At 59.9% G+C, this 24,733-nt stretch carries 22 protein-coding genes and 3 tRNA genes; 24 read left to right on the forward strand and 1 reads right to left on the reverse strand.

Features of this window, described 5'->3' with window-relative positions:
- Positions 1 to 48: 48 nt before the first annotated feature.
- From BANAN_RS03655 to BANAN_RS03670, 4 genes are all read left to right on the forward strand, one after another.
- Positions 49 to 699: a potassium channel family protein gene (locus BANAN_RS03655; RefSeq protein ID WP_004218061.1), complete on the forward strand. Its 651-nt coding sequence runs from the start codon at positions 49 to 51 to the stop codon at positions 697 to 699.
- 95 nt (positions 700 to 794) lie between these two features.
- Entirely contained in the window at positions 795 to 1,763 is a 969-nt protein-coding gene (locus tag BANAN_RS03660) for an NAD kinase (protein WP_041776987.1), read from the forward strand.
- Positions 1,764 to 1,896: 133 nt separating this feature from the next.
- Positions 1,897 to 3,618 carry a DNA repair protein RecN gene (gene recN, locus BANAN_RS03665; protein WP_014697591.1) on the forward strand — a complete coding sequence of 574 codons (1,722 nt, stop codon included), beginning with the start codon at positions 1,897 to 1,899 and terminating at the stop codon, positions 3,616 to 3,618.
- 7 nt (positions 3,619 to 3,625) lie between these two features.
- Positions 3,626 to 4,309: an HAD family hydrolase gene (locus BANAN_RS03670; RefSeq protein ID WP_014697592.1), complete on the forward strand. Its 684-nt coding sequence runs from the start codon at positions 3,626 to 3,628 to the stop codon at positions 4,307 to 4,309.
- Positions 4,310 to 4,403: 94 nt separating this feature from the next.
- Here the strand turns inward: BANAN_RS03670 and thrC are convergent, their stop codons facing one another.
- Entirely contained in the window at positions 4,404 to 5,891 is a 1,488-nt protein-coding gene (gene thrC, locus BANAN_RS03675; protein WP_014697593.1) for a threonine synthase, read from the reverse strand.
- Positions 5,892 to 6,027: 136 nt separating this feature from the next.
- On the opposite strand from thrC, the gene BANAN_RS03680 reads away from it, so the two are divergent.
- The 20 genes from BANAN_RS03680 (at position 6,028) to tsaE (ending at position 24,702) form a co-directional block, all read left to right on the forward strand.
- A complete protein-coding gene (locus BANAN_RS03680; RefSeq protein WP_014697594.1) occupies positions 6,028 to 7,341 on the forward strand; it encodes a glutamate-5-semialdehyde dehydrogenase in 1,314 nt (437 codons plus the stop codon).
- A 17-nt stretch (positions 7,342 to 7,358) separates the two neighbouring features.
- Complete coding sequence (locus tag BANAN_RS03685) at positions 7,359 to 7,976, forward strand: hypothetical protein (RefSeq protein ID WP_014697595.1); 618 nt, start codon at positions 7,359 to 7,361, stop codon at positions 7,974 to 7,976.
- Positions 7,973 to 8,677 carry a nicotinate-nucleotide adenylyltransferase gene (gene nadD, locus BANAN_RS03690; RefSeq protein ID WP_041776988.1) on the forward strand — a complete coding sequence of 235 codons (705 nt, stop codon included), beginning with the start codon at positions 7,973 to 7,975 and terminating at the stop codon, positions 8,675 to 8,677. The genes BANAN_RS03685 and nadD overlap by 4 nt, the downstream gene beginning before the upstream one ends.
- 91 nt (positions 8,678 to 8,768) lie before the next feature.
- Complete coding sequence (locus BANAN_RS03695; RefSeq protein ID WP_014697597.1) at positions 8,769 to 9,788, forward strand: ribose-phosphate diphosphokinase; 1,020 nt, start codon at positions 8,769 to 8,771, stop codon at positions 9,786 to 9,788.
- An 87-nt stretch (positions 9,789 to 9,875) separates the two neighbouring features.
- Positions 9,876 to 9,946 (forward strand) — tRNA-Gln (locus BANAN_RS03700).
- Between the two features lie 65 nt (positions 9,947 to 10,011).
- Positions 10,012 to 11,394 carry a bifunctional UDP-N-acetylglucosamine diphosphorylase/glucosamine-1-phosphate N-acetyltransferase GlmU gene (gene glmU, locus BANAN_RS03705; protein WP_014697598.1) on the forward strand — a complete coding sequence of 461 codons (1,383 nt, stop codon included), beginning with the start codon at positions 10,012 to 10,014 and terminating at the stop codon, positions 11,392 to 11,394.
- Position 11,395: 1 nt separating this feature from the next.
- Entirely contained in the window at positions 11,396 to 11,809 is a 414-nt protein-coding gene (gene rsfS / locus BANAN_RS03710) for a ribosome silencing factor (protein WP_041776989.1), read from the forward strand.
- 10 nt (positions 11,810 to 11,819) lie between these two features.
- The gene (locus BANAN_RS03715) at positions 11,820 to 12,524 is read left to right on the forward strand and encodes a histidine phosphatase family protein (RefSeq protein ID WP_014697600.1); all 705 of its coding nucleotides are present in this window, start codon (positions 11,820 to 11,822) and stop codon (positions 12,522 to 12,524) included.
- Positions 12,525 to 12,623: 99 nt separating this feature from the next.
- Positions 12,624 to 13,571, forward strand: a complete 948-nt coding sequence (locus BANAN_RS03720; protein WP_014697601.1) for a hypothetical protein — start codon at positions 12,624 to 12,626, stop codon at positions 13,569 to 13,571.
- Positions 13,572 to 13,710: 139 nt separating this feature from the next.
- Positions 13,711 to 13,783: transfer RNA gene (locus BANAN_RS03725), tRNA-Ala, on the forward strand.
- A 48-nt stretch (positions 13,784 to 13,831) separates the two neighbouring features.
- Positions 13,832 to 13,907, forward strand: a tRNA-Ala gene (locus BANAN_RS03730).
- 134 nt (positions 13,908 to 14,041) lie between these two features.
- Positions 14,042 to 14,446 carry a pyridoxamine 5'-phosphate oxidase family protein gene (locus BANAN_RS03735; protein ID WP_014697602.1) on the forward strand — a complete coding sequence of 135 codons (405 nt, stop codon included), beginning with the start codon at positions 14,042 to 14,044 and terminating at the stop codon, positions 14,444 to 14,446.
- Positions 14,447 to 14,544: 98 nt separating this feature from the next.
- Positions 14,545 to 15,369 (forward strand): histidine phosphatase family protein, encoded by an 825-nt coding sequence (locus BANAN_RS03740; RefSeq protein ID WP_014697603.1) that lies wholly within the window; start codon positions 14,545 to 14,547, stop codon positions 15,367 to 15,369.
- 141 nt (positions 15,370 to 15,510) lie between these two features.
- Positions 15,511 to 16,461: a magnesium transporter CorA family protein gene (locus BANAN_RS03745; protein ID WP_014697604.1), complete on the forward strand. Its 951-nt coding sequence runs from the start codon at positions 15,511 to 15,513 to the stop codon at positions 16,459 to 16,461.
- Positions 16,462 to 16,469: 8 nt separating this feature from the next.
- Positions 16,470 to 17,360: a transporter substrate-binding domain-containing protein gene (locus tag BANAN_RS03750; RefSeq protein WP_041776990.1), complete on the forward strand. Its 891-nt coding sequence runs from the start codon at positions 16,470 to 16,472 to the stop codon at positions 17,358 to 17,360.
- Positions 17,361 to 17,445: 85 nt separating this feature from the next.
- Positions 17,446 to 20,412, forward strand: a complete 2,967-nt coding sequence (leuS, locus tag BANAN_RS03755; protein ID WP_014697606.1) for a leucine--tRNA ligase — start codon at positions 17,446 to 17,448, stop codon at positions 20,410 to 20,412.
- 111 nt (positions 20,413 to 20,523) lie between these two features.
- The gene (locus tag BANAN_RS03760) at positions 20,524 to 21,300 is read left to right on the forward strand and encodes a ComEA family DNA-binding protein (RefSeq protein WP_041776991.1); all 777 of its coding nucleotides are present in this window, start codon (positions 20,524 to 20,526) and stop codon (positions 21,298 to 21,300) included.
- Positions 21,282 to 23,048 (forward strand): ComEC/Rec2 family competence protein, encoded by a 1,767-nt coding sequence (locus BANAN_RS03765; protein ID WP_041776992.1) that lies wholly within the window; start codon positions 21,282 to 21,284, stop codon positions 23,046 to 23,048. Before BANAN_RS03760 ends, BANAN_RS03765 begins: the two co-directional genes overlap by 19 nt.
- A gap of 65 nt (positions 23,049 to 23,113) precedes the next feature.
- Positions 23,114 to 24,076 (forward strand): DNA polymerase III subunit delta, encoded by a 963-nt coding sequence (gene holA / locus BANAN_RS03770; protein WP_014697609.1) that lies wholly within the window; start codon positions 23,114 to 23,116, stop codon positions 24,074 to 24,076.
- The gene (gene tsaE / locus BANAN_RS03775) at positions 24,073 to 24,702 is read left to right on the forward strand and encodes a tRNA (adenosine(37)-N6)-threonylcarbamoyltransferase complex ATPase subunit type 1 TsaE (protein WP_014697610.1); all 630 of its coding nucleotides are present in this window, start codon (positions 24,073 to 24,075) and stop codon (positions 24,700 to 24,702) included. Before holA ends, tsaE begins: the two co-directional genes overlap by 4 nt.
- The last annotated feature ends 31 nt before the right edge of the window (positions 24,703 to 24,733 follow it).

Below are 24,733 nucleotides of genomic sequence, written 5' to 3' on the forward strand. Positions count from 1 at the left end.
ATAGTGGTGTGATGAGATAAGCGCGTGTTGCGCAGGAAAGGGAGGAACATGCCGGAAAACCGCAGTGTGCTTGTGGTGGGGCTTGGTCGATTCGGAAGTGCCGTCGCGACGACTCTCGATGCGCTTGGACAGGATGTTCTTGCCGTGGACAAGGATCCGGAGCTCGTCAACCGATGGTCATCGCAGATTCCCACCGTGCAGGCCGACATGACCGACGTGCTCGCCATTGAGCAGCTCAACGCCTCCGACTTCGACACCGCCGTCGTCGCCATCGGCGATTCGGTGGAGGCCTCCGTCATCACGGCAGGCAATCTGCTGGACGCGGGCATCTCCGACATCTGGGCCAAATCCGTGTCGAAGGAACATGCCCGCATTCTACAGCGCATCGGTGCCCGTCACATCATCAACGCCGAAACCGACGCCGGCAAGCGCGTCGGCCACCTCGTCTCAGGCAATTACCTCGATTACATCGAGCTCGAAGGCGCCTACAGCGTTGTCAAGATCCATACGCCACCGCAATTCGTCGGGTATACGATTGGTGAGGCGAAGATTCATGACAGGTACGGTGTGACGATCGTCGGCGTGAAATCACCGGGCCATGAATTCCAATATGCTTCGAACGATCTGCAATTGAAACGCAACGACGAACTGATCATCATGGGCAAACAGGACCAGATCGACCACTTCATTCGGGGCTGACTGAGAGCCTGTGTGACGGTTGCCGTTCTGATTCCACGGAACGGTGCCTAGCATGTATTGGGCTATGATATGCGAAGAGCGTTTGCGAGGTGAAGATGGCCAAGGTACGACATGCAGTTGTGGTGACCCATAAGAAATTGCGTGAGACCGGCACCATTGTGCAAGACACATTGCTGCAGCTCGAACGTGGCGGCTTCGATGTCACACTGGTAGACACGGACACCATTCCCGATTTCGGCACGCTGCCGCAGACCGTTCCTCCCGACACCGAGATCGTCGTGGTGCTGGGCGGCGATGGAACCATTCTGCGTGCCGCGGAACTGGTGCATTGCACTGATGTGCCGATCATAGGTATCAACATGGGGCATGTTGGTTTCCTTGCGGAATTCGAAAGCTTCCAGCTCGAGGAGGCGATTCGGCGCATCTGCGACCATGATTACCGGATAGACGAACGTATGGTGGCCCACGTCGACGTGTGGTTGCCGGGGGCCACCGAGGCTTTGAGCGACTGGGCCTTGAACGATGTGACGATAGAGCGTGCCGACCGCGGCAAGATGGTGGAGATGAGCATCGGCATCGATGGGGTGGCCATGAGCTCGTTCGGATGCGATGGTGTGATCGTCTCGACTCCCACCGGCTCGACCGCCTATGCGTTCTCTGCAGGAGGGCCGATCATCTGGCCGGATGTGCAGGCTCTTCTGATGGTGCCATTGGCCGCCCACGCGCTGTTCTCCCGGCCGATTGTGATCGGTTCCACATCAACACTGCAGTTCACGATCCATGACGATTCCACTTCAGGCGGCTGGATCTGCTGTGATGGGCGCCGTCAGCTGGCATTGGCGAAGGGGACGCGCGTGGAGATTCGCCAATCTGCAAGCAAACTCCGACTGGCGCGGCTCTCCGACGTGCCGTTCACAAACCGGCTGGTCACCAAATTCAATCTGCCGGTGGAGGGTTGGCGTGAACAGAACGCCTCCAAACATGAGGACACCGACGGACGCCTCCTCACCGATCTGCAGGGAACCTCACTCAAAGGCGAAGGGGATGAGGGGGATGAGTGCTAGGAGTCGCTCGTCAGCCGCATCAGTCTGGCCAACTAAGAGTTGGCACGGTATACTGTGAAGCTGCAGATTTCAGCGATGCCGCGATGGCGAAACCAACCGGCGGCAGTGTGAGTAGACGACATGGATGGTGAACATGCTTGAGGAGCTCGAACTTCGAGACCTGGGGCCGATTGATTCAGCGACAATCACTCCCGCGCCGTCGATGACGGCGATCACCGGAGAGACCGGTGCCGGAAAATCCATGCTACTCAACGCATTGCGCATGATTTCCGGAGGGACTGCGGATGCGAGTCGCGTGGCATCCGGAGCAGACCAGGCATGGGCCCAGGGGATTTTCGCGCTGGGGGAGCGGGATCCGTTGCGTGCCATGCTTGCCGAGGCGGGAATTCCGGTCGATGACGATGGGCTCTTCCTCTCGCGTAGTGTGCCGGCGAAGGGGCGTTCGCGTTCCGTGCTATGCGGCAAAAGCGTGCCGCGCTCATTGCTCGGCGAAGTGGCGTCGAACCTGATCACCATTCATGGGCAGACCGATCAACTGCGTATCGCCTCGGTTGCCCGACAGCGTGAATTCCTCGATGCCTATGCCCGCGATGACAAGACCCGTGAATCGTTCAACCAATCCTATGAGAAATACCGCAGTGTGTGCGAGCGGCTGCGCAGGATGCAGACGCAGGAGTCGTCCATGCGCCAGCAGGCGGACTATCTCAGGGATTCCATAGCACACATCGACCATGTGGATCCGCACGATGGCGAGCTCGAGGAACTCATGGACCAGCGTGACCGCATCGAACATGTCGAGCAGATCACCAGCGGTGTCGAGCATGCGTTGGCATATTTGGATGCCTCACAATTCGAGAGTGCGGAAGGCACAGCCGGTGTTGGTCAGCTCATCGCCGGCGCGGTGCAGTCGTTGCGCGGCATCCATGCGGTGGGGGATTACGAACAATTGGCCGAACGTCTTGAATCGGCAGGCGCTGAAATAGACGACGTCGTGTTCTCCCTATCCCGTTCCCTCGATGCGGACGGTGAGACAGGTAATTTGGATTCAATCAACGGGCGCATCCATGATCTCAATGAGTTGGCACAGCGTTGGGGGCCCACTCTCGCCGACGTACTCCAATGGCGCGATCGCGCGAAGATCGATATGGAGGATCTCGACGCGTCGCCGGAACAGTTGCATTCCTTGGAACAGGAACGTGACCGGCTGCGAGATGAGGCGATAGTCCGCGGGCGGGCGTTGTTGAAGGTGCGAACAGACGCGGCGAATGCATTGAGCGCCCAGGTGAACCGTGAGCTCGGACAGCTCGCCATGTCCGGAGCGAAACTCGACATCGTGGTCACACCCCGCAACGGGGAAGGGATGCTCGACGCCACCGGCATCGACGACATCGAATTCCTCTTCACCCCCTTCCCGGGATCGGCGCCCCTTCCCATGGGCAAAAGCGCATCCGGCGGCGAACTGAGCCGTCTTATGCTCGCCTTGGAGCTCTGTGCCGCGGATTCCTCACAGGAATCGGATTCGTCTCAGAATGCGAGCGCGGACATGACGTTCATTTTCGATGAGGTGGATGCCGGTGTGGGAGGCAAGGCGGCAGTGGAACTTGGCAGACGTCTCGCCAGACTTGCACGCCGTAATCAGGTGATCGTCGTCACGCATTTGCCGCAGGTGGCATCGTGGGCCGAACGCCAGTATGTGGTGAGTAAGGAGACCGGTAAAGAGGGCACACACACCACCGTGCGTGAGGTGAGCGGCGGTGAACGTGTGCGCGAAATCGCACGCATGCTCGCCGGCAGCGAGTCGAAGACATCCCTGGAACATGCGCGCGAGCTACTGCACGAATCCGAGATTGAATAGGGGGCACATGGCGAATATGGTGAATGCAGCCGGAGTCAACAGTGGAAGGGCGGCGATCTTCGACCTCGACGGCACGCTGCTCGACTCGATGGGCGTATGGGACGCGGTGGATGTCGAATTCCTCGGCAGACGCGGATTCGACGTGCCGGCAGACTACATGCAGAAGGTGAGTGCGATGCAGTTCCACGACATCGCCGCATATACGATCCGCAGATTCGGTCTCGACGACACGCCCGAGGAACTCATGCGGGAGTGGAATGATCTCGCCTATGAGGCGTACACCACGACAGTCGAGCTCAAGCCGGGCGCGCGGGCATATCTGGAATGGCTGCGTGCAAGTGGGGCACGGCTGGCGGTGGCCACGTCGATGCTCCCCTCACTGCGGGAGCCGGCGATGCGTCATGCGGGCATTTACGATCTGTTCGACGTGGTCGTGGGCATGGGTGATGACGGCAGCAGCGGCAAGGACGACCCGGTCATCTTCCTCCACACGGCGCAGTTGCTCGGCGTCGAGCCAGCACATTGCACCGTGTTCGAGGATCTGCTCACGGCGGTGGAATCTGCGAAACGTGCCGGCATGCATGTGTGGGGAGTGCAGGACGACTCCTCGACCATGCACTGGGAACGCATCTGCGAAACCGCCGATGGCGTGCTGTTCGACTTCAACCAGGCACCGCGTCAGCTCACATGATTCAAGGAAACACGACAGTCCGATTCTCGTTGACTAATATGATGGGGCCGGTCCCCTCCGCGGAGGGGACCGGCCCCATATGCATCGCGCATGACTATAGCCGGTCGGCGCATTCCTCGACGTAGTGGCTCATGTCGCTCACCTCGACGCAGTCGCGGAACCGCACCTCGGCATTCTCCAGATTCCGCAGCATCTGCGGAATCTGCGTGCCCGATTTGGCGTGCAATTCGTCCATGCATTCGAAATCGGTGCCATCCGCCTTCAGCCCAAGCGCCTCATTGACCACGCGCGGGAACTTGTACGGGCTGGCAGTGGACAGCAGCACACGAGGCACCTGCGGATCCGCTGGCATCTGCTGCATCACGAAATAACCGCATGCGGTATGCGGGTCAATCACATAGTGGTTGCGATCCCAGCAGTCGGCGATCATCTCGCGCACCTGATCCTCATCGGCCCAACCGGTGGCGAACACCTTGCGAATCTCCATGAGCATCTCCGGAGGCACCTCGTAGGTTCCCCATTCGGCGAGATCGTTCATGAGATAGGTGATCATACGCGGATCCCTCTCGCTCATGTAGTAGAGCATGCGCTCCAGATTCGAGGAGACGAGAATGTCCATGGACGGCGACGTGGTCTCGAAGAACGGCCGCTTGCTGTTGTAGGTGCCGGTGGTGAGGAAGTCGAAGAGCACATTGTTGCGGTCGGAGGCGACGACGAGTTGACGTACCGGCAGGCCCAGCAGTTTGGCGTAATATCCGGCAAGCACATTGCCGAAATTACCGGTGGGCACCACGAAGTCCACCTGGTCGCCCACGTTGATCACCTGCTGTTCAAGCAGCTGTGCGTAAGCGGAGAAATAATAGACGACCTGCGGTACGAGACGCCCCACATTGATTGAATTCGCAGAGGAAAGGCGAACATGCGCGTCCGCCTCAAGGCGTGACGCGAGATCACGGTCGCCGAAGATGCGTTTGACCGTGGACTGGGCATCATCGAAATTGCCATCCACCGCGCATACGTTCACATTGGACCCCTGTTGCGTGGTCATCTGCAGTTCCTGAACGCGGGAGACCTTGCCCTGCGGATAGAACACCGTGATGCCGGTGCCCTGCGCATCCGCGAATCCGGCAAGCGCCGCCTTGCCGGTATCCCCGGAGGTCGCGGTGACAATCATGATCCTCTCATCGCGATCCCCGTCCGCCGGAGTGGTGCGGGCCATCAGCCGGGGAAGGATCTGCAACGCGACGTCCTTGAACGCACAGGTCGGCCCGTTGAACAATTCCATGATGAAGTCGTCGCCCAGCGGTTTGACCGGAGTGATGCGCTCATCGCTCCATTGGGAGCCGTATGCCTCGGCGATGCACTGGGAGAGCTCCTCCTCGGTGTAGTCGTCAAGCAGCACCGACAACACCTTCAAAGCAATCTGCTGATAGCTTTTACCCGCAAGATCGCTGATGTCAATCTTCGTCTCCCCAAGGGCATCGGTGACGAACAGACCGCCATCGTCGGCGATGCCCTTGCGTATCGCCTGCTTGGATGTGAATGCCTCGTCGCTGCTGCGTGTGCTATGGAAAGTGCTCATGCGTTACTGTGTCCTTCGCCAATAGACGGATTGCCGAGACACATTATATGTGGAGCGTATGGAGCACACCGACACGCGTCCGTCCAATGGAACAAACCGTTGTGCGCTGTAGGCAACTGCCACTACTCTTGGGTCTATGACGAATACGAATGAGCTTCAGACCCCGGTGAGCGGCGACGTGCAGCAGGCGGTGAACGCGCTCGCCGACGCGGCGGCCATGGCACAGCATGAACTGGCGCAAGCGACCGCCGACACCAAGAACGGTGTGCTGATGGCGATTGCCGATGCATTGGATGCGCATGCGAGCGATATCGCCGACGCCAATGCCATGGACATGCAGGCCGCCTTTGACGCAGGCATGGATCAGGGCAAGCTCGACCGACTCAAATTTGACGTCGTACGTGTGGCCGCAGCGGCACAGGGTGTGCGCCATGTAGCCACCCTGCCGGATCCGGTTGGCGAGATCGTGCGAGGCTATGATCTGGGTAATGGGCTGCGATTGCAGCAGCAGCGTGTACCGCTTGGCGTAATCGGCATGATTTACGAGGCGCGTCCGAATGTGACCGTCGACGTGGCGGCCCTGTGCCTCAAGTCGGGCAATGCGGCCATACTGCGTGGCGGCCATGCCGCGGAGCGCACGAACGCCGCTACGTTGCAGGTGATAGACGAGGTGCTACAGGAACTGCATTTCGATCCGGCACTTGTGGCATCGGTCGACCGCTATGGCCGGGAAGGTGCGCGTGCGATGATGCGAGCCACCGGTCATATCGATGTGCTCATCCCTCGGGGTGGCGCCGGTCTCATTCAATCCGTGGTGCGTGAGTCGCGCGTTCCGGTGATCGAGACCGGGGCCGGGAATGTGCATATCTACGTCGATTCCTCCGCCGACATCGACAAGGCGATCGACATCGTGGTCAATGCGAAGACGCAACGCGTGGGTGTATGCAATGCCGCGGAGAAACTCATCGTGCATAGGGACATCGCCCGGCAGTTCCTGCCGAGAATGGCTCAGGCATTGGCACGTGCTCATGTGACCATCCATGCGGACGAGCTATCGATGCGGATCATGGGAGATGCAGACATCAAGGACATCCAATTGCTCGCCGCCGACGAAGCGGATTGGAGCACCGAATACCTGGCGTTGGAGATTGGCGTGCGCATCGTCGATTCACTCGACGAGGCCATTGACCATATCAACCGGTACTCCACACATCACACCGAATCGATCCTTTCCCAGGACTACACGAACATCGAACGCTTCACGAAGGCCATCGATTCCGCCGTGGTGATGGTGAACGCCTCCACGCGTTTCACGGATGGCGGGGTATTCGGCTTTGGCGCCGAACTGGGTATTTCCACCCAGAAACTCCATGCACGAGGTCCCATGGGACTTCAGGAGATGACGACGACGAAATGGGTCGGCTACGGCAACGGGCAGGTGCGCGCATGAACGGGGTGCAGGATGGGATGGAACAGTTGGATGAACGCGAAGACGGTGCCGGCGGCATGACCGAGGTGGTGTCTGACGCGCCCGTCAACCCGTGGGGGCTTGACTTGGACGACCCGTTCATCGCGCTCCGACTCACCGCTGAGCGGTTGAGCCTGGTGCGGTATGTGTTCGTGGTGCAGATCGAGGACGGCATTGCGACCGCAGGACAGCGCGCGTCGCTTGAGTATGCGGATGCCGTGCTCATCGGATGGCCGGACGAACACGCAAAAGGCCTGAACGTACCGACCGATGAGGACCGGCGCACCATCGACGAGCAGATTCGCCTGATGGAGGAGTATGTCGACAAGTTCCGCACGATGGAACAGGATGGCGATATCGACGGCATGACCGACACCCTCATTCGCATCACTGAGCGAGTGGCCCGTGTACGCAGCATCTACCAGCCCAAGTTCCTGTTGCCCACTTTCGCGGAAATCCGTCGTGTGGTGCAAGATGAATGGGATGAGGACATGGGCAAGATCGATTCCGATACCGTGATGAACGACAACGGGGAGAGCGGTCTGGCCAAGGATGTGCAAAAAGCCGCCTTTGATGCCGATGAAGCTGGTCGCGGCACGGATCGGACCAGCGAATGAACGGCACCACACCCATGGATCGGAGCATGTCCGAGCTGTCGCCCTACGCACAACGCGAGGTGGAGCTCATCTCGCAGCATGGGCGACGTTCGGCTCGGGGCAACTGGCACTCCCATGCGCGTATCGGCATCATGGGCGGCACCTTCGATCCGATTCACAACGGGCATCTGGTGGCGGCATCCGAAGTGGCGTGGGTCTACGACCTTGACGAGGTGATCTTCGTACCCACCGGGCGTCCGGTCTTCAAGCTTGACAAGCATGTGACGAACGAGGAGGACCGGTACCTGATGACGGTCATCGCAACCGCCTCGAATCCGAAGTTTGTCGTCTCGCGTGTCGACATAGACCGCCCCGGGGTCACCTACACCATTGATACGCTGCGAGACATCCGCGCCCGCTACCCCGATGCCGAGCTGTTCTTCATCACCGGTGCCGACGCCGTCGCGGAGATCATGCGGTGGAAAGACGCCGAGCGCATGTTCGACATCGCCCATTTCGTGGCGGTGACACGCCCCGGTTACTCTTCGAAGGTCCCGCTGCCGGTCGGCAAGGTAGACATGTTGGAGATTCCCGCACTGGCCATTTCCTCCACCGATGTTCGTCAACGTGCGCGCAACGGGGAACCCGTGTGGTACCTGGTGCCGGATGGCGTGGTGCAATACATAGCCAAGCACGGCATCTACGACGAGGACGCGAAGTAGCGGCACGTCACCGGCACTGGTATCGCGCCGCTCAGTCGAAACAGCGATTTATGATTGGACGCGTAACCGACGACCGACGTTTGGAGACACGGTGAGTGCAATTCTCGAGGGAAAACCCGATAAAAATCTCATTCTCGTAACAGGCAGGGCGCATCCCAAGCTGGCCGCCGACGTTGCGGACCAGCTCGGCATCGATGTTCTCGAGACCACCGCCTACGACTTCGCCAATGGCGAGATGTATGTGCGCTACACCGAATCCGTTCGCGGAGCCGACGTGTTTGTGCTGCAGAGTCATTGCACTCCGGTGAACAAAAGCATCATGGAACAGCTCATCATGATCGATGCACTGAAGCGCGCTTCAGCCAGGTCGATCACCGCTGTATGCCCATTGCTTGGTTATTCCCGTCAAGACAAGAAGCATCGTGGCCGCGAACCCATCTCCTGCCGTCTTGTCTTCGATTTGCTGCGTACTGCCGGCGCCGATCGAGTGATGAGCGTCGATCTGCACGCGGCCCAGACCCAGGGGTTCTTTGACGGACCTGTGGATCATCTGATTGCCATGCCGGTATTGGTCGACTATATTCGCGATCGTTTCGATGGTCATCTCGACAATGTCACCGTCGTCTCGCCGGATGCCGGGCGCATCCGTGTCGCTGAGCAGTGGGCGCAACGCCTGGGCGGCGGTCCTCTGGCCTTCGTGCACAAGACCCGTGACATCACGCGGCCGAATCAGGCCAAGGCGAACCGTGTCGTGGGCGATGTCAAGGGCAAGGATTGCGTTCTGGTCGACGATTTGATCGACACCGCGGGAACCATCGCCGGGGCATGTCAGGTGCTTCGTGAGGCCGGAGCCAGGTCGGTGACCGTGGTGGCCACCCATGGCGTGCTTTCCGGACCGGCAGTCGATCGTCTCAAGTCATGCGGCGCTCGTGAGGTGGTGCTGACCGATACCGTTCCGATTCCCGAGGAGAAGCGGTGGGATGGTCTCACGGTGCTTTCCATCGCGCCGTTGCTTTCCTCCGCCATCAAAGCCGTATTCGAGGACGGCTCAGTGGCCGAATTGTTCGACACCTACCCTGAACATCACGGGCAGGGATTCCTGTTCGCCTGATTGGTCGCTGTGCGGATGTGAAACACACCGGCGGCGAAAAGTCTGGGCATATGGCATAATGAACACTTGGCGGAGTCACTCCGCCGTTCCCCCATGGTGTAATGGCAGCACACGGGTCTTTGGAACCCTTTGTCTTGGTTCGAGTCCAGGTGGGGGAGCAATTGGACGCCTGGTCCGCATACGCGGATTAGGCGTTCGTCGTTTATAGGTTTGGAGGCAGTCCATGACGTTGACCGCGGCAATCGTCCTCGCAGCAGGGGAGGGGACGCGCATGCGTTCCAGCAAACCGAAAGTGCTGCACGAATTTGCAGGAAAGACCTTCCTCAACAGGGTCATGGATGCGGTCGGGGCGCTCGATCCCGAGACGCTCGCCGTTGTCGTGCGTTATCAGGCACAGCGAGTGGCCGAAGCGGCCCGCTCCTATGATGACGCTGTGCTCATTGTGGAACAGGACGAGATCCCGGGTACGGGACGTGCTGTGCAATGCGCGATGGAGCAGCTCGGGGAGCGGGGGCCTCTTTCTGGCACTGTGCTCATCACCGCGTCTGACATGCCGCTGCTCGACACCTCCGCACTCAAGCAATTGCTGGATTACCATCGTGACAGTGGTGACGGAGCCACCGTGCTCACCACCGTGCTTGACGACCCGACTGGATATGGTCGCATCATTCGCGATGCCGACGGCAACGTGCTCAAGATCGTGGAGCAGAAAGATGGCAACAGTTCCGAACTCGCGGTCCGTGAGGTGAACACATCGGTGTACGTGTTCGATGCCGCGGTGCTCGAACAGGCCATCGCCAATCTGAATGCCGACAACGCTCAAGGCGAGTTCTATCTGACGGATGCGCTCACTGTCGCGCGGCAGGTGAGCAAAGTCGGCGCCTTCGCCGCGCCCGACCCCTTGAGCGTCGAGGGCGTCAACGATCGTGTGCAGCTCGCGTCGCTGGCCAAGGCGCACAATCTGCGTGTATGCAGGCAGTGGATGCTCGACGGGGTCACCATCGTCGATCCGCAGACCACTTGGATAGAAGACGAGGTCGAGATAGAGTCGGATGCTGTGATTCTGCCGGGGTGCTTCCTGCAGGGACACACCACAATCGCCCATGACGCTGTGGTCGGCCCCTACACCACGCTCATCGATGCGACGGTCGAGCTGGGGGCCCATGTGGAGCGTTCCCGCGTGCAGGAGAGCCGCATAGGCCGGGAAGCGAACATTGGACCATGGACGTACCTGCGTCCGGGAAACGAGATCGGCACTGGTTCAAAGGCGGGTGCTTTCGTCGAGATGAAGAAGGCGCACATCGGCGATGGCACCAAGGTGCCCCATCTGAGCTATGTGGGCGATGCCGATCTCGGCGAAAACACGAACATCGGCGGCGGCACCATCACCGCCAACTACGATGGTGTGCACAAGAACCACACCCATATTGGTTCCGATGTGCATATCGGCGCCGGCAATCTGTTCGTCGCGCCGGTCAATGTGGGGGACGGTGTCACCAGCGGTGCGGGATCGGTCATCCGACATGATGTCCCGGACGGCGCGATGGTGTACTCCGAGAACACGCAGCATGTTGTAGACAACTGGAAACCAGCTTGGGAGCGTTGAAATGAATGCTTTGGAACAATCCATTAATTCGGTGCGCGTCGCCGCGACTGCGGCCGATGGCATGAAGGCTCAGGACGTGGTGGCCTACAACGTAGGCGACAAACTCGGCATCTGCGACCTCATGATGATCGCCTCCGCTTCGAACGAACGTCAGGTTCTGGCCATTGCCGAGGAGGTTGAGAAGCAGCTGTTCCTCAAGGATGGAGGCCGTAAGCCGCGGTCCAGGGAGGGCATCGAGGAGGCGCAGTGGGTGCTGCTCGACTACGGTGATTTCATCATTCACATCATGCATGACGAGGCACGTGATTTCTACAATCTCGAACGCCTGTGGCGTGATTGTGAACCGGTTGACCTCGAACTGGAGCATCCGGAAAGCCGGGGCATCGAGTCCAGCGACGCCGATACCGAAGAGTGACGGCGGACGAATGGAACCGTACGCACGCCATGTCACGCTGGTGCGCCATGGCCGCACCTCATACAACAGACAAGGGCTGGTGCAGGGATCGATCGACATTCCGCTCGATGAGGTCGGGCTGTGGCAGGTGAACCAGTCCGCGCAGTCACTGATTAAGCTATATGTGCTCCCGGACCCATCACGGCACCAGCTCGTTGTGTCCTCCGACCTCGAACGTTCGATGCAGACGGCACATGCCTTCGCCGATCGACTGGGGCTCGAAGTGCATGCCGACGAACGGTTGCGCGAGCGGCATTTCGGTGAATTCGAAGGCCGATCCGGCGCATACCTGCAGGCCAATTTCCCGCAGGACTTCGACTCGTGGTGCCGGGGCATGGGCGGCGAGATGAATCATGGCGCCGAATCCCACGAACATGCCGGTGCCCGCGGCATGGAGGCCATGAATGATTGGGCCCATGAATGCGATGACGACACCGACCTGTTCGTATTCTCCCATGGCGCGCTCATCGAAAACGCGCTGCAGGTGCTGTTCGGCATCGAACGACGATACCCGGATTTCATCTCGCTCACCTCGATGCGCAACGCGCACTGGGCCAGACTGAGAAGGGCCGATATCGACATGGACAACCGGTGGATCATGGAGGACTACAACCATGGACCCGCCCTGGCCGATACACAGTATTGGGAACGCCCAGACACCTTGCCAGCGAAATGACAGGACACCTCAAGTCTCGGCGTGTATGCTGTGAAGACGAAAACTATGAGGCGTGGATGACGATCGCGCCTCCAACCATATCTGAACATTGAAAGCACCGTGAAAAACTTCTTCAAAGGAATATCGTTCTCGCAGCTGCTGGCAGGTGCCTTGGCCGCGGTGACATCGTTTCTGCTGTCGTCGAAGATCGGCATCGCAGGTTCGGTAATCGGCGTGGCCGTGGCCTCCATCGTCTCCACTGCGGCTTCCCAGCTCTATCAGAACGTGATTGACGCGTCGAGCAAGAAACTCCAGGATGCCGCACAACAGGTTGGGGTTGCTCCGTCGCATGCCAATGCACATACAGGCGACCACTCCACGGCTGATATCGACGACACACAGACCATCGCACCTGTGCATTCGGATGACTCCCGTGGCGCACGCACCGTGGTCTCCGGAACCCATGCCACCGATGCTTCGAAGCACCCGCAGGCTGGTACGAAGACGCAGATGACCAAGCATGACAAACGTGTGGCCGTGATTGTCGCACTGATTTCCGGTCTGGTGGCGGTGGGCATCACCGCAGGTGTCATCCTCGCCTTGACGGGAGGCAAGGGCACCGACTCCGTGGTGCGTGACGTGGTCAGTCCCACTTACTCGCAGACGCCAGCCGAGATGCCCACCCAGACGCCCACACAGACACCGGCGCCCACGCAGAGCGGAGAGGGAAGTGATACCGATTCGCGTCATACGAAGGATTCTTCGACATCGGACGGGAATGGACAATCCTCCGGGAATGGACAATCCTCGGGATCCTCTTCGGGCAATGCGAATACTGGTTCGGGAAACTCAGGCTCTGGCTCATCGAACCCCGGATCCTCAGGGTCGTCCGGGTCCCAGAACTCGAATGGGTCCGGGACTGCGGGCACCGGTTCCGCTGGTCAGGACGGCAATTCGGGTGATGCGCAGAACACGGATTCCGGCAATGGTGATTCGGGAGGTTCCGGCAATGAGGGAACCAATTCAGGCACAAACCAGAAGAAAGACGGTTCGCAAGCTCAGCAATAGTAGGCATATATGGGGATGGCCGGGAATCGATTCCCGGCCATCCCCATATATGCTCCGCCCGAACGCGTCAATGCGACACGCCGATTTGCTCATCGAAACAGAATGTTGTAATCTAACACAGGTTCGTTCGAAGAACGACGGGGCTATGGCGCAGCTGGTAGCGCATCTCCATGGCATGGAGAGGGTCAGGAGTTCGAATCTCCTTAGCTCCACGAATCGCAGGCAATCTGCGATGGCAGGTATGTGGTATACACCTGTTTGGGGCTATGGCGCAGCTGGTAGCGCATCTCCATGGCATGGAGAGGGTCAGGAGTTCGAATCTCCTTAGCTCCACCACCAACCCGGCTATGCCGGGTTTTTGTTTTCGTCTTCTGAATTATCACATTCCCCATATCCCTCCACAGCGCAAACCCAAATATGCCGCCATGTCATCGCGTAGTGTGGTAGTCATACATGACGAAAGGAACATCATGGCGCAACTGACTGAAGATATGAAGGAATTCATCAAGAACAATCTGGCATGGGTGGCAACCGTGAACCAGGACGGCATCCCCGACCTCGGTCCGAAGATGTCGATGTTCGTGCTCGACGACAACCATCTTGCCTATCATGAGCGCACTGCCGGACAGACCTACCGCAACCTCGAGAACGGCAGCCCGTTGGTCGTGGCGTTCGTGAACTTCGAACAGAAGAAGGGCTACCGCTTCCGTGGTGAAGTGGTGCTGCACACCGACGACGCCATTTACGACGAACAGGTCAAGCTCGCCAACGAACGTGGCACCAAGGTTCCCGCCTGCGTCCCGGTGCTGGAGATCAGCGAGATCGACGACCTCTCCGCAGGTGCAAAGGCCGGCACGGTGATCTCGCACGACTGAGCCATATACCGAAAATGCCGAAGCCTGTCGTCTGGCTCCGGCATTTTCGTTCCATGCGGATCGATGCTGGGCGATGGGAACAGAAAGGACGGGAAGAAATGATCGATGAAGTGATGTTCATGCGCCACGGGCGCACCGCATTCAATTTGCAACGGCGCTTGCAGGGGCAGATCGACATTCCACTCGATATCGTGGGGCAGTGGCAGGTGGATATGAGTGGATTCACACTCGCCCAACGGTTCTATTGGGCCAAGGTGTCGAATATCGCCCGGCATCCAGACAGGCTTCCCCAGCCCTCCGATCCCCGGATTCGTCGCAGCGACATCACGGAATATGAGCAAGCCCCTGCGTCGCGACGCCGCATGGTGGTCGTGAGCTCGGATCTCTTCCGGGCCCAACAGACGGCCCATGCTTTCGCCGACCCGCTGGGATTGGACGTGACACTCGATCCGCGTCTGCGCGAACGTGATTTCGGCCAATGGGAAGGGATGAGCCGAGAGGAGATTAATGAGCGGTACCCGGAAGGATATGCGTCGTGGAAGGCCCATGAGGGCGGCGAGGCGGCCTATGGGGTGGAAAGCCGCCCCGACCTTGGCAAACGTGGCGGTTCCACAATCCGTTCCTATTGCGACGACCCCCAATACATGGATGAGCCCACCACGTTGTTCGTCGTCTCCCACGGTTCATGGATCGCCGCGACCATCGGGAATCTCATGGGTCTGCCAGACTCGCAGCTTGACAATCTGACCGGCATGCGCAATGCGTTCTGGAGCCGTATGGAGCCCCAGTACACTTCGAATTCCGTGTTGTTCCATCTTACGGAATATGACAAGGGGCCGGATGTGGCGGACGCTGTTGACTGGGAGAACGGGCCGGCGTACCTGCACAATCCGGACATGCCGATGTGGAAGCCGCTGATCTAGGCCGATGCTGTCCGGCTGTCTCAACCCTGCGACTATGCTGGTGCGTTGGCTTGAAAGCGCCCGCGACGCATGCACGCCCTCACGTGTGACGTCGCGGGTCCAGTGGCGAATGCCGGACACGATGAAGGCGGGTGATGCCCCATGTTGCGTATGTTCAGTACCGTTGACGGCCAGGTACGGCAGATTTCGAAACCCGAGAACGGCTCCTGGCTGGCGTTGGCCGATCCCACCGATGTCGAGCTCGCCACCGTCTCGCAGGAGACGGGCATCGACCTCGCCGATCTGCGTGCCCCGCTCGATGACGAGGAACGTTCGCGCGTGGACGTGGAGGATGACTACACGATGATCATCGTGGACATTCCCACCGTGGAGGAACGCAGCGGCAGGGATTGGTACGAGACGATACCATTGTCGATCATCGTGACGAAGACGATGATCATCACCGTGTGCATGCAGGACACCCCGGTGCTCCATCCGTTCATGGAAGGCACGATCCGTGGATTCAACACCTTCATGCGATCCAGATTCATTCTGCAGATCCTCTATCGCAACGCGACGATGTACCTGCGGTACCTGCGCATCATCGACCGGGAGACCGATAAACTCGAACTGCGTCTGCGCCACTCCATGCAGAACCGTGAGATCCTCATGCTGCTCGAACTGAGCAAGACCTTGGTGTATTTCAACACGTCGCTCAAATCGAACGAGATCGTCATGGAGAAGCTCATGACGCTCACACGCATCAAGCAGTACCCGGAAGATGAGGATCTGCTTGAAGATGTGATCACCGAGAACAAGCAGGCCATCGAGATGGCGAACATCTACAGCGGCGTTCTCGCGAACATGACGGACGCATTCGCCTCAATCGTGTCGAACAACCTGAATAATGTGATGCGCATCTTCACGATGATCTCGATCACGCTATCGATTCCGACTCTCATTTTCTCCATGTACGGCATGAACTTCCAGCAGGGGATGATCGGCATGCCGTTGAGCGATTCACAATGGGGGTTCCTCGTCATCGTCCTGCTTGCCTGCGTCTTGGCGGGAGCGGTGATCTGGTTCCTCACACGCTCGCGACTGTTCAAGTGAGGCGCGCCATGCATGCAAGACTGAGAACCATGTCCCGTGCGATCCTCACCATCTCCCTCGCAGTGGGGCTTTGCGGCTGCGGCACCTCGGTGAATGTCAGCGCCCCGGGGCAGGCGAAGGGACCAGTCATGTCGATCGGCGTGCCGGCCGACGAACCGGGGGTGGGCTGGTACCATGACGGTGAATACAGCGGTCTGAGTGTCGAAGTGGCCAAATACGTGGCAAAGGTGCTCGGCTATGGGGACGAGCAGCTCTTCTTCCACTCCCAGACCCCCGCCACGCGCCTGGGCAGGCTTGATGACGGCAGCGTCGATTTCGCAATGGTCACGTTCGCCTATGACGGTGGCAAGAATGCGTTGGAGATGGACCATACTCAAACGGCGGATGGCACCCGGTACGAGGTCTCGGGCCCATATCTGGTCGCTCGCAACCAACTGCTGGTTCGTGCCGATGACGCACGTCGGCTGCCGGATGTACAGTCACTCGATGGCAGGACCGTGTGCACGGTCGCCGGCGAGTACTCCGGAGAGCAACTCCATGACCGTCGCCCACGAATCAAGATCCTGCAACGTGCCGACTACAGCGAATGCTCGGCATCATTGCTGGTGGGCCAGAGCGATGCCATAGCCGGTCCACAGCCGATTCTGGCGGGACTGCGCAAGGACGGTGGCACCCGATACCTGCATCTGCAGGAGGACAGCTACGGCACCCAGGCCTTCGGCATCGCAGTGAAGGCGGACCAGCGCAAGCTCATGGAGCTCATCGACACAGCCCTGCAGCAGATGGTCGATGACGGCACATGGGACGCCCAGATCGACGCAATGGAAACCAAGTTGGGTATGCATGTGGATCTGAGTCTCAACCCGGTGACGGTTGCACGCTCGCAGGACGATGGATAAGGGGCGCATCCCCTCCCGGTGCAACCGGGTCGACTGGTGGACATGGCGCCTCCACTGTCCAGTTGCGTCACGATAATCGTTGCCTATGAGTGAGAACGATACGAACGCGCAAGCGACATCGAATGCGTCGGCTACGCCACAATACCGCTATACGACGGAAATGGCCCAGCGCATTGAGAAGAAATGGCAGGACATCTGGGAGAGCGAAGGCACGTTCTGGGCCGCGAACGTGAGCGGCGAACTCACTGACGGCAAGGGGAGTCATGCTGATGGCCGTCAGTCCTTCTTCGCCATGGACATGTTCCCCTACCCTTCGGGCAAAGGATTGCATGTCGGCCATCCGTTGGGATATCTGGCCACCGATGTGGTGAGCCGATACCATCGCATGAAAGGCGAGAACGTCCTGCACGCCATGGGCTATGACGCATTCGGGCTTCCCGCCGAACAGTATGCCGTGCAGACGGGCCAGCATCCACGCATCACGACCGAACAGAACATCGCGAATATGCGGCGACAGTTACGCCGCATGGGGCTGAGCTTCGACGACCGCCGCTCTTTCGCCACGATCGAACCGGGATACGTGCGTTGGACCCAATGGATCTTCTCACGCATCTACGATGCCTGGTACGATCCGGAGACGAGGAATCCGAGTGGGTCCATGGGGTGCGCGCGCCCGATTTCCACGCTGATCGAACAATTCCGCGCCGGTGCGCGTCCGATCGATGGGCATGAGGGCAAGGCCTGGGATGAGCTCACCGAGGTGGAGCAGTCCGAGGTGCTCAATGAGTACCGTCTCGCCTACATCTCCAAATCGCCTGTCAATTGGTGCCCCGGGCTTGGCACGGTGCTCGCCAATGAGGAGGTCACGGCGGAGGGGCGTTCCGAACGTGGCAATTTCCCGGTGTTCCAGCGTGAGCTGCGTCAGTGGTCGATGCGCATCACCGCATACGGGCATCGTCTCATAGAGGATCTCGATTCCATCGACTGGCCTGAGAAGGTCAAGCTCATGCAGCGCAACTGGATCGGGGAGTCGCATGGCGCCTCCGTGCATTTCAAGGTGCCGGTCGACGGTGAGATGGCAGATATGGAGATCTACACCACGCGGCCTGACACGTTGTTCGGTGCCACGTTCTGTGTGGTTTCTCCTGAACATCCGATGCTGGAGCATGTGCCCCAATCCTGGCCGGAAGGCGTGGATCCGGCATGGACGGGTGGCTATGCCACGCCGAGCGAGGCCGTGTCCGCATACCGTGAGCTTGCCGAGGCAAAGACCGCGGCCGACCGTGTGGCCGACAACGGTGAGAAGACGGGTCTGTTCACTGGCCTGTACGCGATCAACCCGATCACCGGTGCCAAGCTGCCGGTGTTCACGGCCGATTATGTGCTCATGGACTATGGCACCGGTGCCATCATGGCCGTTCCGGGTGGTGACCAGCGAGATTACGATTTTGCCATCAAGTACGGCCTTCCGGTGATCTACACGGTTGCGCCGCTTCCTGATTCCGGTGACGATCTGGCCAATTATGAGGGTACCGCCCCGTTCGTTTCGCATGACGGCATCGTCATCAATTCCACCGTCGATGCGACGTGGGCCCGTGGCGACGCGCTCTGCCTTGACGGCATGCGTGTGGATGATGCGATTGCTGTCGTCACCACGTGGCTCGAGGAGGCCCAAGTGGGCAAGGGAGCCACGAGCTACCGTCTGCGCGACTGGCTCTTCAGTCGCCAGCGGTATTGGGGTGAGCCGTTCCCGATCGTCTACGATGAGCATGAGGTGCCCCATCTGGTGCCCGACAGCATGCTGCCCATCAATCTGCCTGACGTCCCGGATTACAGCCCCAAGACCTTCGACCCGGAGGATTCCCAGTCGAGTCCGGAGGCTCCGTTGAGCCGCAACGAGGATTGGGTGAAGGTCACGCTCGATCTCGGCGATGGTCCGAAGACCTATCATCATGACACGAACACGATGCCGAATTGGGCGGGTTCCTGCTGGTACTACATGCGTTACCTCAATCCCCATGACACCGAGCACATGGTGGAGCGCGACGAATACGACTATTGGATGGGTCCGAAGCACTCCCTGGCGGCGGGGCAGGCCGGAGGCGTCGATCTGTATGTGGGCGGTGTGGAGCACGCGGTGCTGCATCTGCTCTATTCACGGTTCTGGCATAAGATCCTGTTCGACCTAGGGTACGTGGATTCGTTCGAACCGTTCCACAAGCTGTTCAACCAAGGCATGATCCAGGCGTATGCCTACACCGATGACCGCGGTCAGTATGTGCCGGCCGAGGACGTTCAGGAGAGCGAAGTGGACGGCAAGACCGTGTACACCTACGAAGGCGAACCGGTCAACCGTGAGTTCGGCAAGATGGGCAAGAGCCTCAAGAACATCGTGACCCCGGACTACATGTACGACCATTACGGCGCAGACACGTTCCGTCTCTATGAGATGAGCATGGGGCCACTTGACGAGTCACGTCCTTGGAACACCCGCAATGTGGTGGGCGGCATGCGATTCCTGCAGCGTTTGTGGCGCAATGTGATCGATGAGAACACCGGCGAGGTCACGGTGACCGACGACGCGATGGATGAACGTACGTTGAAACTGCTCAACAATACGATCGCCGAGGTGACCGGTGAGATGGAGGCCATGCGTCCGAACACCGCCATCGCCAAACTTATCGTGCTCAACAATCACCTGACCGGCATGGACGGCGTGCCTCGCGCCGCCGTGGAGCCGCTGGTGCTCATGGTGGCTCCGATCGCACCGCATATAGCCGAGGAGCTGTGGAACCGGCTCGGCCATGGCGAGTCGTTGGCCCACCATCCATGGCCACAGGCCGACGAGCGTTATGTCGGACAGGACACCGTCACCGCCGTGGTGCAGATCAAGGGCAAGGTGCGGGCCAAACTCGAGGTGAGTGCCGACATCGATCCGGATGAACTGGAGAAGATGGCCTTGGAGGCTGTGGCTGAGCGTCTTGGAGGCAAGCCGCCGCGCAAGGTGATCGTCAAGGCCCCGAAGATCGTTTCGATCGTCCCGGGCGAATGATCGCACGCAGGTCGTGCACCTGTGGATGACCTGCGTGGTGGATATCACGTCCTCCGACCACAGGTGGCCGTCCTCATTGCAATGCCCATGCCGTCATGATTAAGTGGCGGCATGGGCATTGTCTATTCCGGACGGCGTAAAGGCCCGGACGCCGTCATCGTGGTGAGGGATGGGGCTGTGACGCGGCTGCGCCATCTGGAAGGGCCATCGTCTCGCTGCATGACAGCCGATTCATCCACCGGTCCAGGCTTCAGTGTTCAGATGCCGTCGGTGCCCCTGCCGCCACCTCCCGGTGCTCAGGACCCCTCGGTCACGGCAAGCAACGAGCAATCATCAGGTGGCGTGAGGGAAGTTTCTGGAGATGACCAGAAGGCGAGCGCACTGCTGTCGAGCCTGACCGTGGTGAACGATGACGATTTCGAAGCGGAACGTGGAGGCCGCCGTCTGGAACGACCCCGATTCGAACTCGAACCGAAGCATGCGCTGCTGTGCATCATGGTACTGGTCTGTGCACTGGCCACCACCCTGACCCTCCTGGTGCAGCAGGCCTCCAACATGGGCGCCTTGGACACGCAGGCCACGGCGAACGCGTCATCTCATACGACGGCCACGGCATCGCCATCCGTCCGGGATTCGACGCCATCCACGGCTGCACCGGAGCCGTCGCCATCGGCATCCGACAACAAGCAGGACACCTTGGTGAACATCAACACGGCAGACGAGGCGCAACTGCAGGAGATCAAGGGGATCGGGCCGGTGACGGCCGCGAGGATCGTCGAATACCGCACCCAGCATGGCGCCTTCGCCAGTCTCGACGACTTGGTGAATGTGCCGGGCATCGGCATGAAGACCGTAGAGAAGCTGAGACCATGGGCATGCGCACAATGACGGCACCGGTATGCGACCGGGAGCACAGGGGGATCGCGGGCAGCCGAGACCTGCGCATGCTGCCGGTGGCTGTGGGCGTTTGGAGCGCCACATTGCTGACCCGATGGATATGCTCCCAACCCGGATCGGGGCATGACGTTTTCTGGCAGCATGGCCGCATGCTGCAAATGGCCTGCCTGGCGGCGGCATCGGCGGCCATCTTCATCGCACTGGTGCTCATTCCCTTCATAATGAAGGGGACGGGGAAACACCATGGATTGGCCGTGGCGCATGCTCACCGGACTCTGTGTACATTGCTGACGGTGTGTTTCGCCATGCTCGCGGCCACGCTTGCCACAGCGGCGCGAAACCTGACGGAGCATGCCGACCCGGTGAACGTGTCGGCATCCTCCTCCACGGAGCGTGTGAATCTGACGTTCACAGCACGATCACTGCCATTGGCGACGTCGATGAGGGGATACGACTGCCAGGTCGACGGCAATGCCCGGTCCGTCGTGCGCCATGACGTTCGACGCCCATCGTCCCGCGGTGTACGGGTGTTCGCCCGACAGCCGGCCTGTGGGCGCATCGCGCAGCAGGGGTACTACGCCATCGTCGGAACCATTCAGGAAGCGGCATATGGTGAGATGCCCATATGGGTGCTTGCAGACGGTGGCACGATGACCGTCAAGGATCCACCGGCGCCATGGCGTGCGATTCATCGGATGCGCATGGCATTCCTGCAAACGACCCGCGGACTCGACGATCAGGGCGTTGTGCTGGTTCCCGGCGTGACCTTGGGGGTACTCGGACACGATGCGATGGTGCACTGCGCAGATGGTGGAGTGGACGACGAATACGCTGAACTCCTGCAAGAACAATGTCGCCGTGCAGGCATCATGCATCTCATGGCCGTATCCGGAGGCCATTACGCCCTCGTCGGCACATTGGTGATGGCATTGGGGGCACGACTCCATTGGAACCGTTTTGTGAAGGCCGGTGCGCTCGCAATGGTCTACCCGATGCTCACGATGGTGCTTGCACCCAGCAGGTCGGTCACACGGGCGATGCTGATGTCGATGCTGTCTCTTGGATTCCTGGTGTTGGGGCGTCGCAGGCAAAATGTTCACCTGCTCTGCCTGACGGTGGTGTTCGGATTGCTGCTCGATCCGTCATTGGCTTCGAGTTACGGCTTCGCGTTGTCATGTGCGGCGGTGTTCGGCTTGTCGACGGCATGCACGCGTATGACGGCATGGGTGTCGCATCTGCTTCCGGACCGTTTGGCCAAACCGTTGGCGGCGTCATGCTGTGCACAGCTATTCGCTGGTCCCGTTCAGATTCTCATGGACAACAAGGTGTCGATATGGTCGCTGCCGGCGAATCTGCTGGTTGCACCATTCGTCAATGCCGCGACGATTCTGGGACTGTGCTCGTTGTTCGTCGCATGGATGGCGCCGGGCGTCTCACGATTCCTGGCATGGGCGTGCTCACAATGCACGACGGTCATCGAATATGCGGCACGTCTGTTCGGCTCGGAGGAGTCGAGCACCTTGGCATGGATGGAGGGTATACCAGGCGCTGCGGTGCTCATCGTGACGGAACTGACTGCATGGGTGCTGATCGTATGCATCGGGGACTTGCTGCGAGCCTATGACGGCACGGTCACCAACGGTGATGGCCGTCCCCTGCGCATGCCGGTCAGGGAACGCCTCACCCAATGGTTCGAACATACGTTCGAAATGATGGGGTGGCTGACATGGCGCAGATGAGACGAAGGATGCAGGCAAGGACCGGTGTCGCAAGACTTGTCCAAACATACGTCGACATTGAAGATATGACCGCAGCAACACCATGCCTGCTCATCTACGGCGGCGATGAGTACCTGAACGAACAGAACGCCCGGGATGCCGTGTATCGCCTGCTCGAGGAACATAGGGATGCCGAATTGGCACGCGTCGACGCCCGCAGCGCCGACGCCTACTCCTTCGACGAGGCGGTGAGTCCCTCCCTGCTCTCGCAGAGGTCGGTGGTGTGGGTCGAACATGCGGAGGACGCCGACCCCGGACTGCTCGACGCCATCGTGGCCTACGCCAACGAAACAAATCGGGACCCAGAAGCGTCGGTGGTGGTGATGCAATGCGCCGCAACGCCAAAAGGCCGTTCCGTGGAAGCGCTCATGCGCCGCAACAACATTCCCGTCGACACGGTTCCCAAACTCGACAAGGCCAAGGACAAACTCAACTATGTGTACCAGCAGTTCCAATCGCGTGGCAGGCGCATAGACCCGCAGGCCGCACAGCAACTGGTCAATGTGCTCGGCGACCATGTGGGAGAGCTGGCCGCAATGATCAGGCAGCTATGCTTCGACTTCGATGACGACCCAATGCGAGTGAACCGTGTGAACCAATACCTCACAGGGAACCCGAAAGTCACCGGCTTCAACGTGGCCGACCTCGCCATGGGCGGGAAGACCGCACGTGCAGTGATCGCCCTGAGATCCGCGCTCGCCCAAGGAACGGAACCGATTGCACTCATCGGCGCGCTCGCGTTGCAAATGCGCAACCTCGCCAAAGCCGCGGCCATTCGTCAAGGGGACATCTCGAAAACCAAGGCGGCGGTGAACGAATGGGCGCTGCGAACGGCCAACGGACGTCTGGGAGGGTGGACATCGCAGGGCATCAGCGCCTGCATGCAACGACTCGCCTGGGCGGACGAACAATGCAAGAGCCGCGGAGGCGACCCCATATACGCACTTGAGAACACCATAGAACTCATCGGAGCCAAAGGAATCCAATGAACACCATCCACCATATGCGCGAGCCCAACCCGTCGCCCGCACCACGACAACCTGACAGCACGATCACCTTGCAAGTGCCGACCGCACAGGCCATGCACGAGCTGGGCGAGCGACTCGCCCGCAGCCTGCACGGTGGTGAGGTGATCCTGCTTTCCGGGCCCCTCGGCGCAGGCAAGACCACATTGGCGCAAGGATTGGGGAAAGGCCTGGGCATTCAAGAACCCATCGTCTCACCGACCTTCACCATCGCCAGGGAACTCGACGGCACCTTCGCTGACGGCACGCCCGCACATCTGATCCACGTGGATGCCTACCGGCTTGGATCCAATGACTACGCCCCAGGTCAGGCACAGACCGACCTGCTCCTCGACGAACTCGAATCCCTCGGCCTCGACGAGGAACTCGAAGAACCCGGCACACACACCATCATCCTCATGGAATGGGGCGAACAAATGGCAGCTGCGCTCGCCGACGAACGCTTGGAGATCCGCATCCAAAGACCCACCGACCATGTGTCTGCCCCCATAGGCCGGAACGAACCCACCGCAGATGGTGAACGCATCGTCACCATCACCCCAGTGGGAACACGATTCGCCCTGGCGGAACCAGCCGACGCCCAAGCCTGACGACGCCGACGGACAACGCATACAATACAAG

This window comes from Bifidobacterium animalis subsp. animalis ATCC 25527 (genome assembly GCF_000260715.1).
GTDB lineage: Bacteria > Actinomycetota > Actinomycetes > Actinomycetales > Bifidobacteriaceae > Bifidobacterium > Bifidobacterium animalis.

Excerpts from the sequence above, each read along its gene's own strand:
- BANAN_RS03680 (WP_014697594.1), top strand. The coding sequence starts at position 6,028 with ATGACGAATACGAATGAGCTTCAGACCCCGGTGAGCGGCGACGTGCAG.
- BANAN_RS03735 (WP_014697602.1), top strand. The coding sequence starts at position 14,042 with ATGGCGCAACTGACTGAAGATATGAAGGAATTCATCAAGAACAATCTG.
- BANAN_RS03745 (WP_014697604.1), top strand. The coding sequence starts at position 15,511 with ATGTTGCGTATGTTCAGTACCGTTGACGGCCAGGTACGGCAGATTTCG.
- BANAN_RS03740 (WP_014697603.1), top strand. The coding sequence starts at position 14,545 with ATGATCGATGAAGTGATGTTCATGCGCCACGGGCGCACCGCATTCAAT.
- tsaE (WP_014697610.1), top strand. The coding sequence starts at position 24,073 with ATGAACACCATCCACCATATGCGCGAGCCCAACCCGTCGCCCGCACCA.
- recN (WP_014697591.1), top strand. The coding sequence starts at position 1,897 with ATGCTTGAGGAGCTCGAACTTCGAGACCTGGGGCCGATTGATTCAGCG.
- BANAN_RS03765 (WP_041776992.1), top strand. The coding sequence starts at position 21,282 with ATGGGCATGCGCACAATGACGGCACCGGTATGCGACCGGGAGCACAGG.
- BANAN_RS03670 (WP_014697592.1), top strand. The coding sequence starts at position 3,626 with ATGGCGAATATGGTGAATGCAGCCGGAGTCAACAGTGGAAGGGCGGCG.
- BANAN_RS03715 (WP_014697600.1), top strand. The coding sequence starts at position 11,820 with ATGGAACCGTACGCACGCCATGTCACGCTGGTGCGCCATGGCCGCACC.
- thrC (WP_014697593.1), bottom strand. The coding sequence starts at position 5,891 with ATGAGCACTTTCCATAGCACACGCAGCAGCGACGAGGCATTCACATCC.
- BANAN_RS03655 (WP_004218061.1), top strand. The coding sequence starts at position 49 with ATGCCGGAAAACCGCAGTGTGCTTGTGGTGGGGCTTGGTCGATTCGGA.
- BANAN_RS03760 (WP_041776991.1), top strand. The coding sequence starts at position 20,524 with ATGGGCATTGTCTATTCCGGACGGCGTAAAGGCCCGGACGCCGTCATC.
- leuS (WP_014697606.1), top strand. The coding sequence starts at position 17,446 with ATGAGTGAGAACGATACGAACGCGCAAGCGACATCGAATGCGTCGGCT.
- nadD (WP_041776988.1), top strand. The coding sequence starts at position 7,973 with ATGAACGGCACCACACCCATGGATCGGAGCATGTCCGAGCTGTCGCCC.
- holA (WP_014697609.1), top strand. The coding sequence starts at position 23,114 with ATGACCGCAGCAACACCATGCCTGCTCATCTACGGCGGCGATGAGTAC.
- rsfS (WP_041776989.1), top strand. The coding sequence starts at position 11,396 with ATGAATGCTTTGGAACAATCCATTAATTCGGTGCGCGTCGCCGCGACT.
- BANAN_RS03660 (WP_041776987.1), top strand. The coding sequence starts at position 795 with ATGGCCAAGGTACGACATGCAGTTGTGGTGACCCATAAGAAATTGCGT.
- BANAN_RS03750 (WP_041776990.1), top strand. The coding sequence starts at position 16,470 with ATGCATGCAAGACTGAGAACCATGTCCCGTGCGATCCTCACCATCTCC.
- glmU (WP_014697598.1), top strand. The coding sequence starts at position 10,012 with ATGACGTTGACCGCGGCAATCGTCCTCGCAGCAGGGGAGGGGACGCGC.
- BANAN_RS03685 (WP_014697595.1), top strand. The coding sequence starts at position 7,359 with ATGGAACAGTTGGATGAACGCGAAGACGGTGCCGGCGGCATGACCGAG.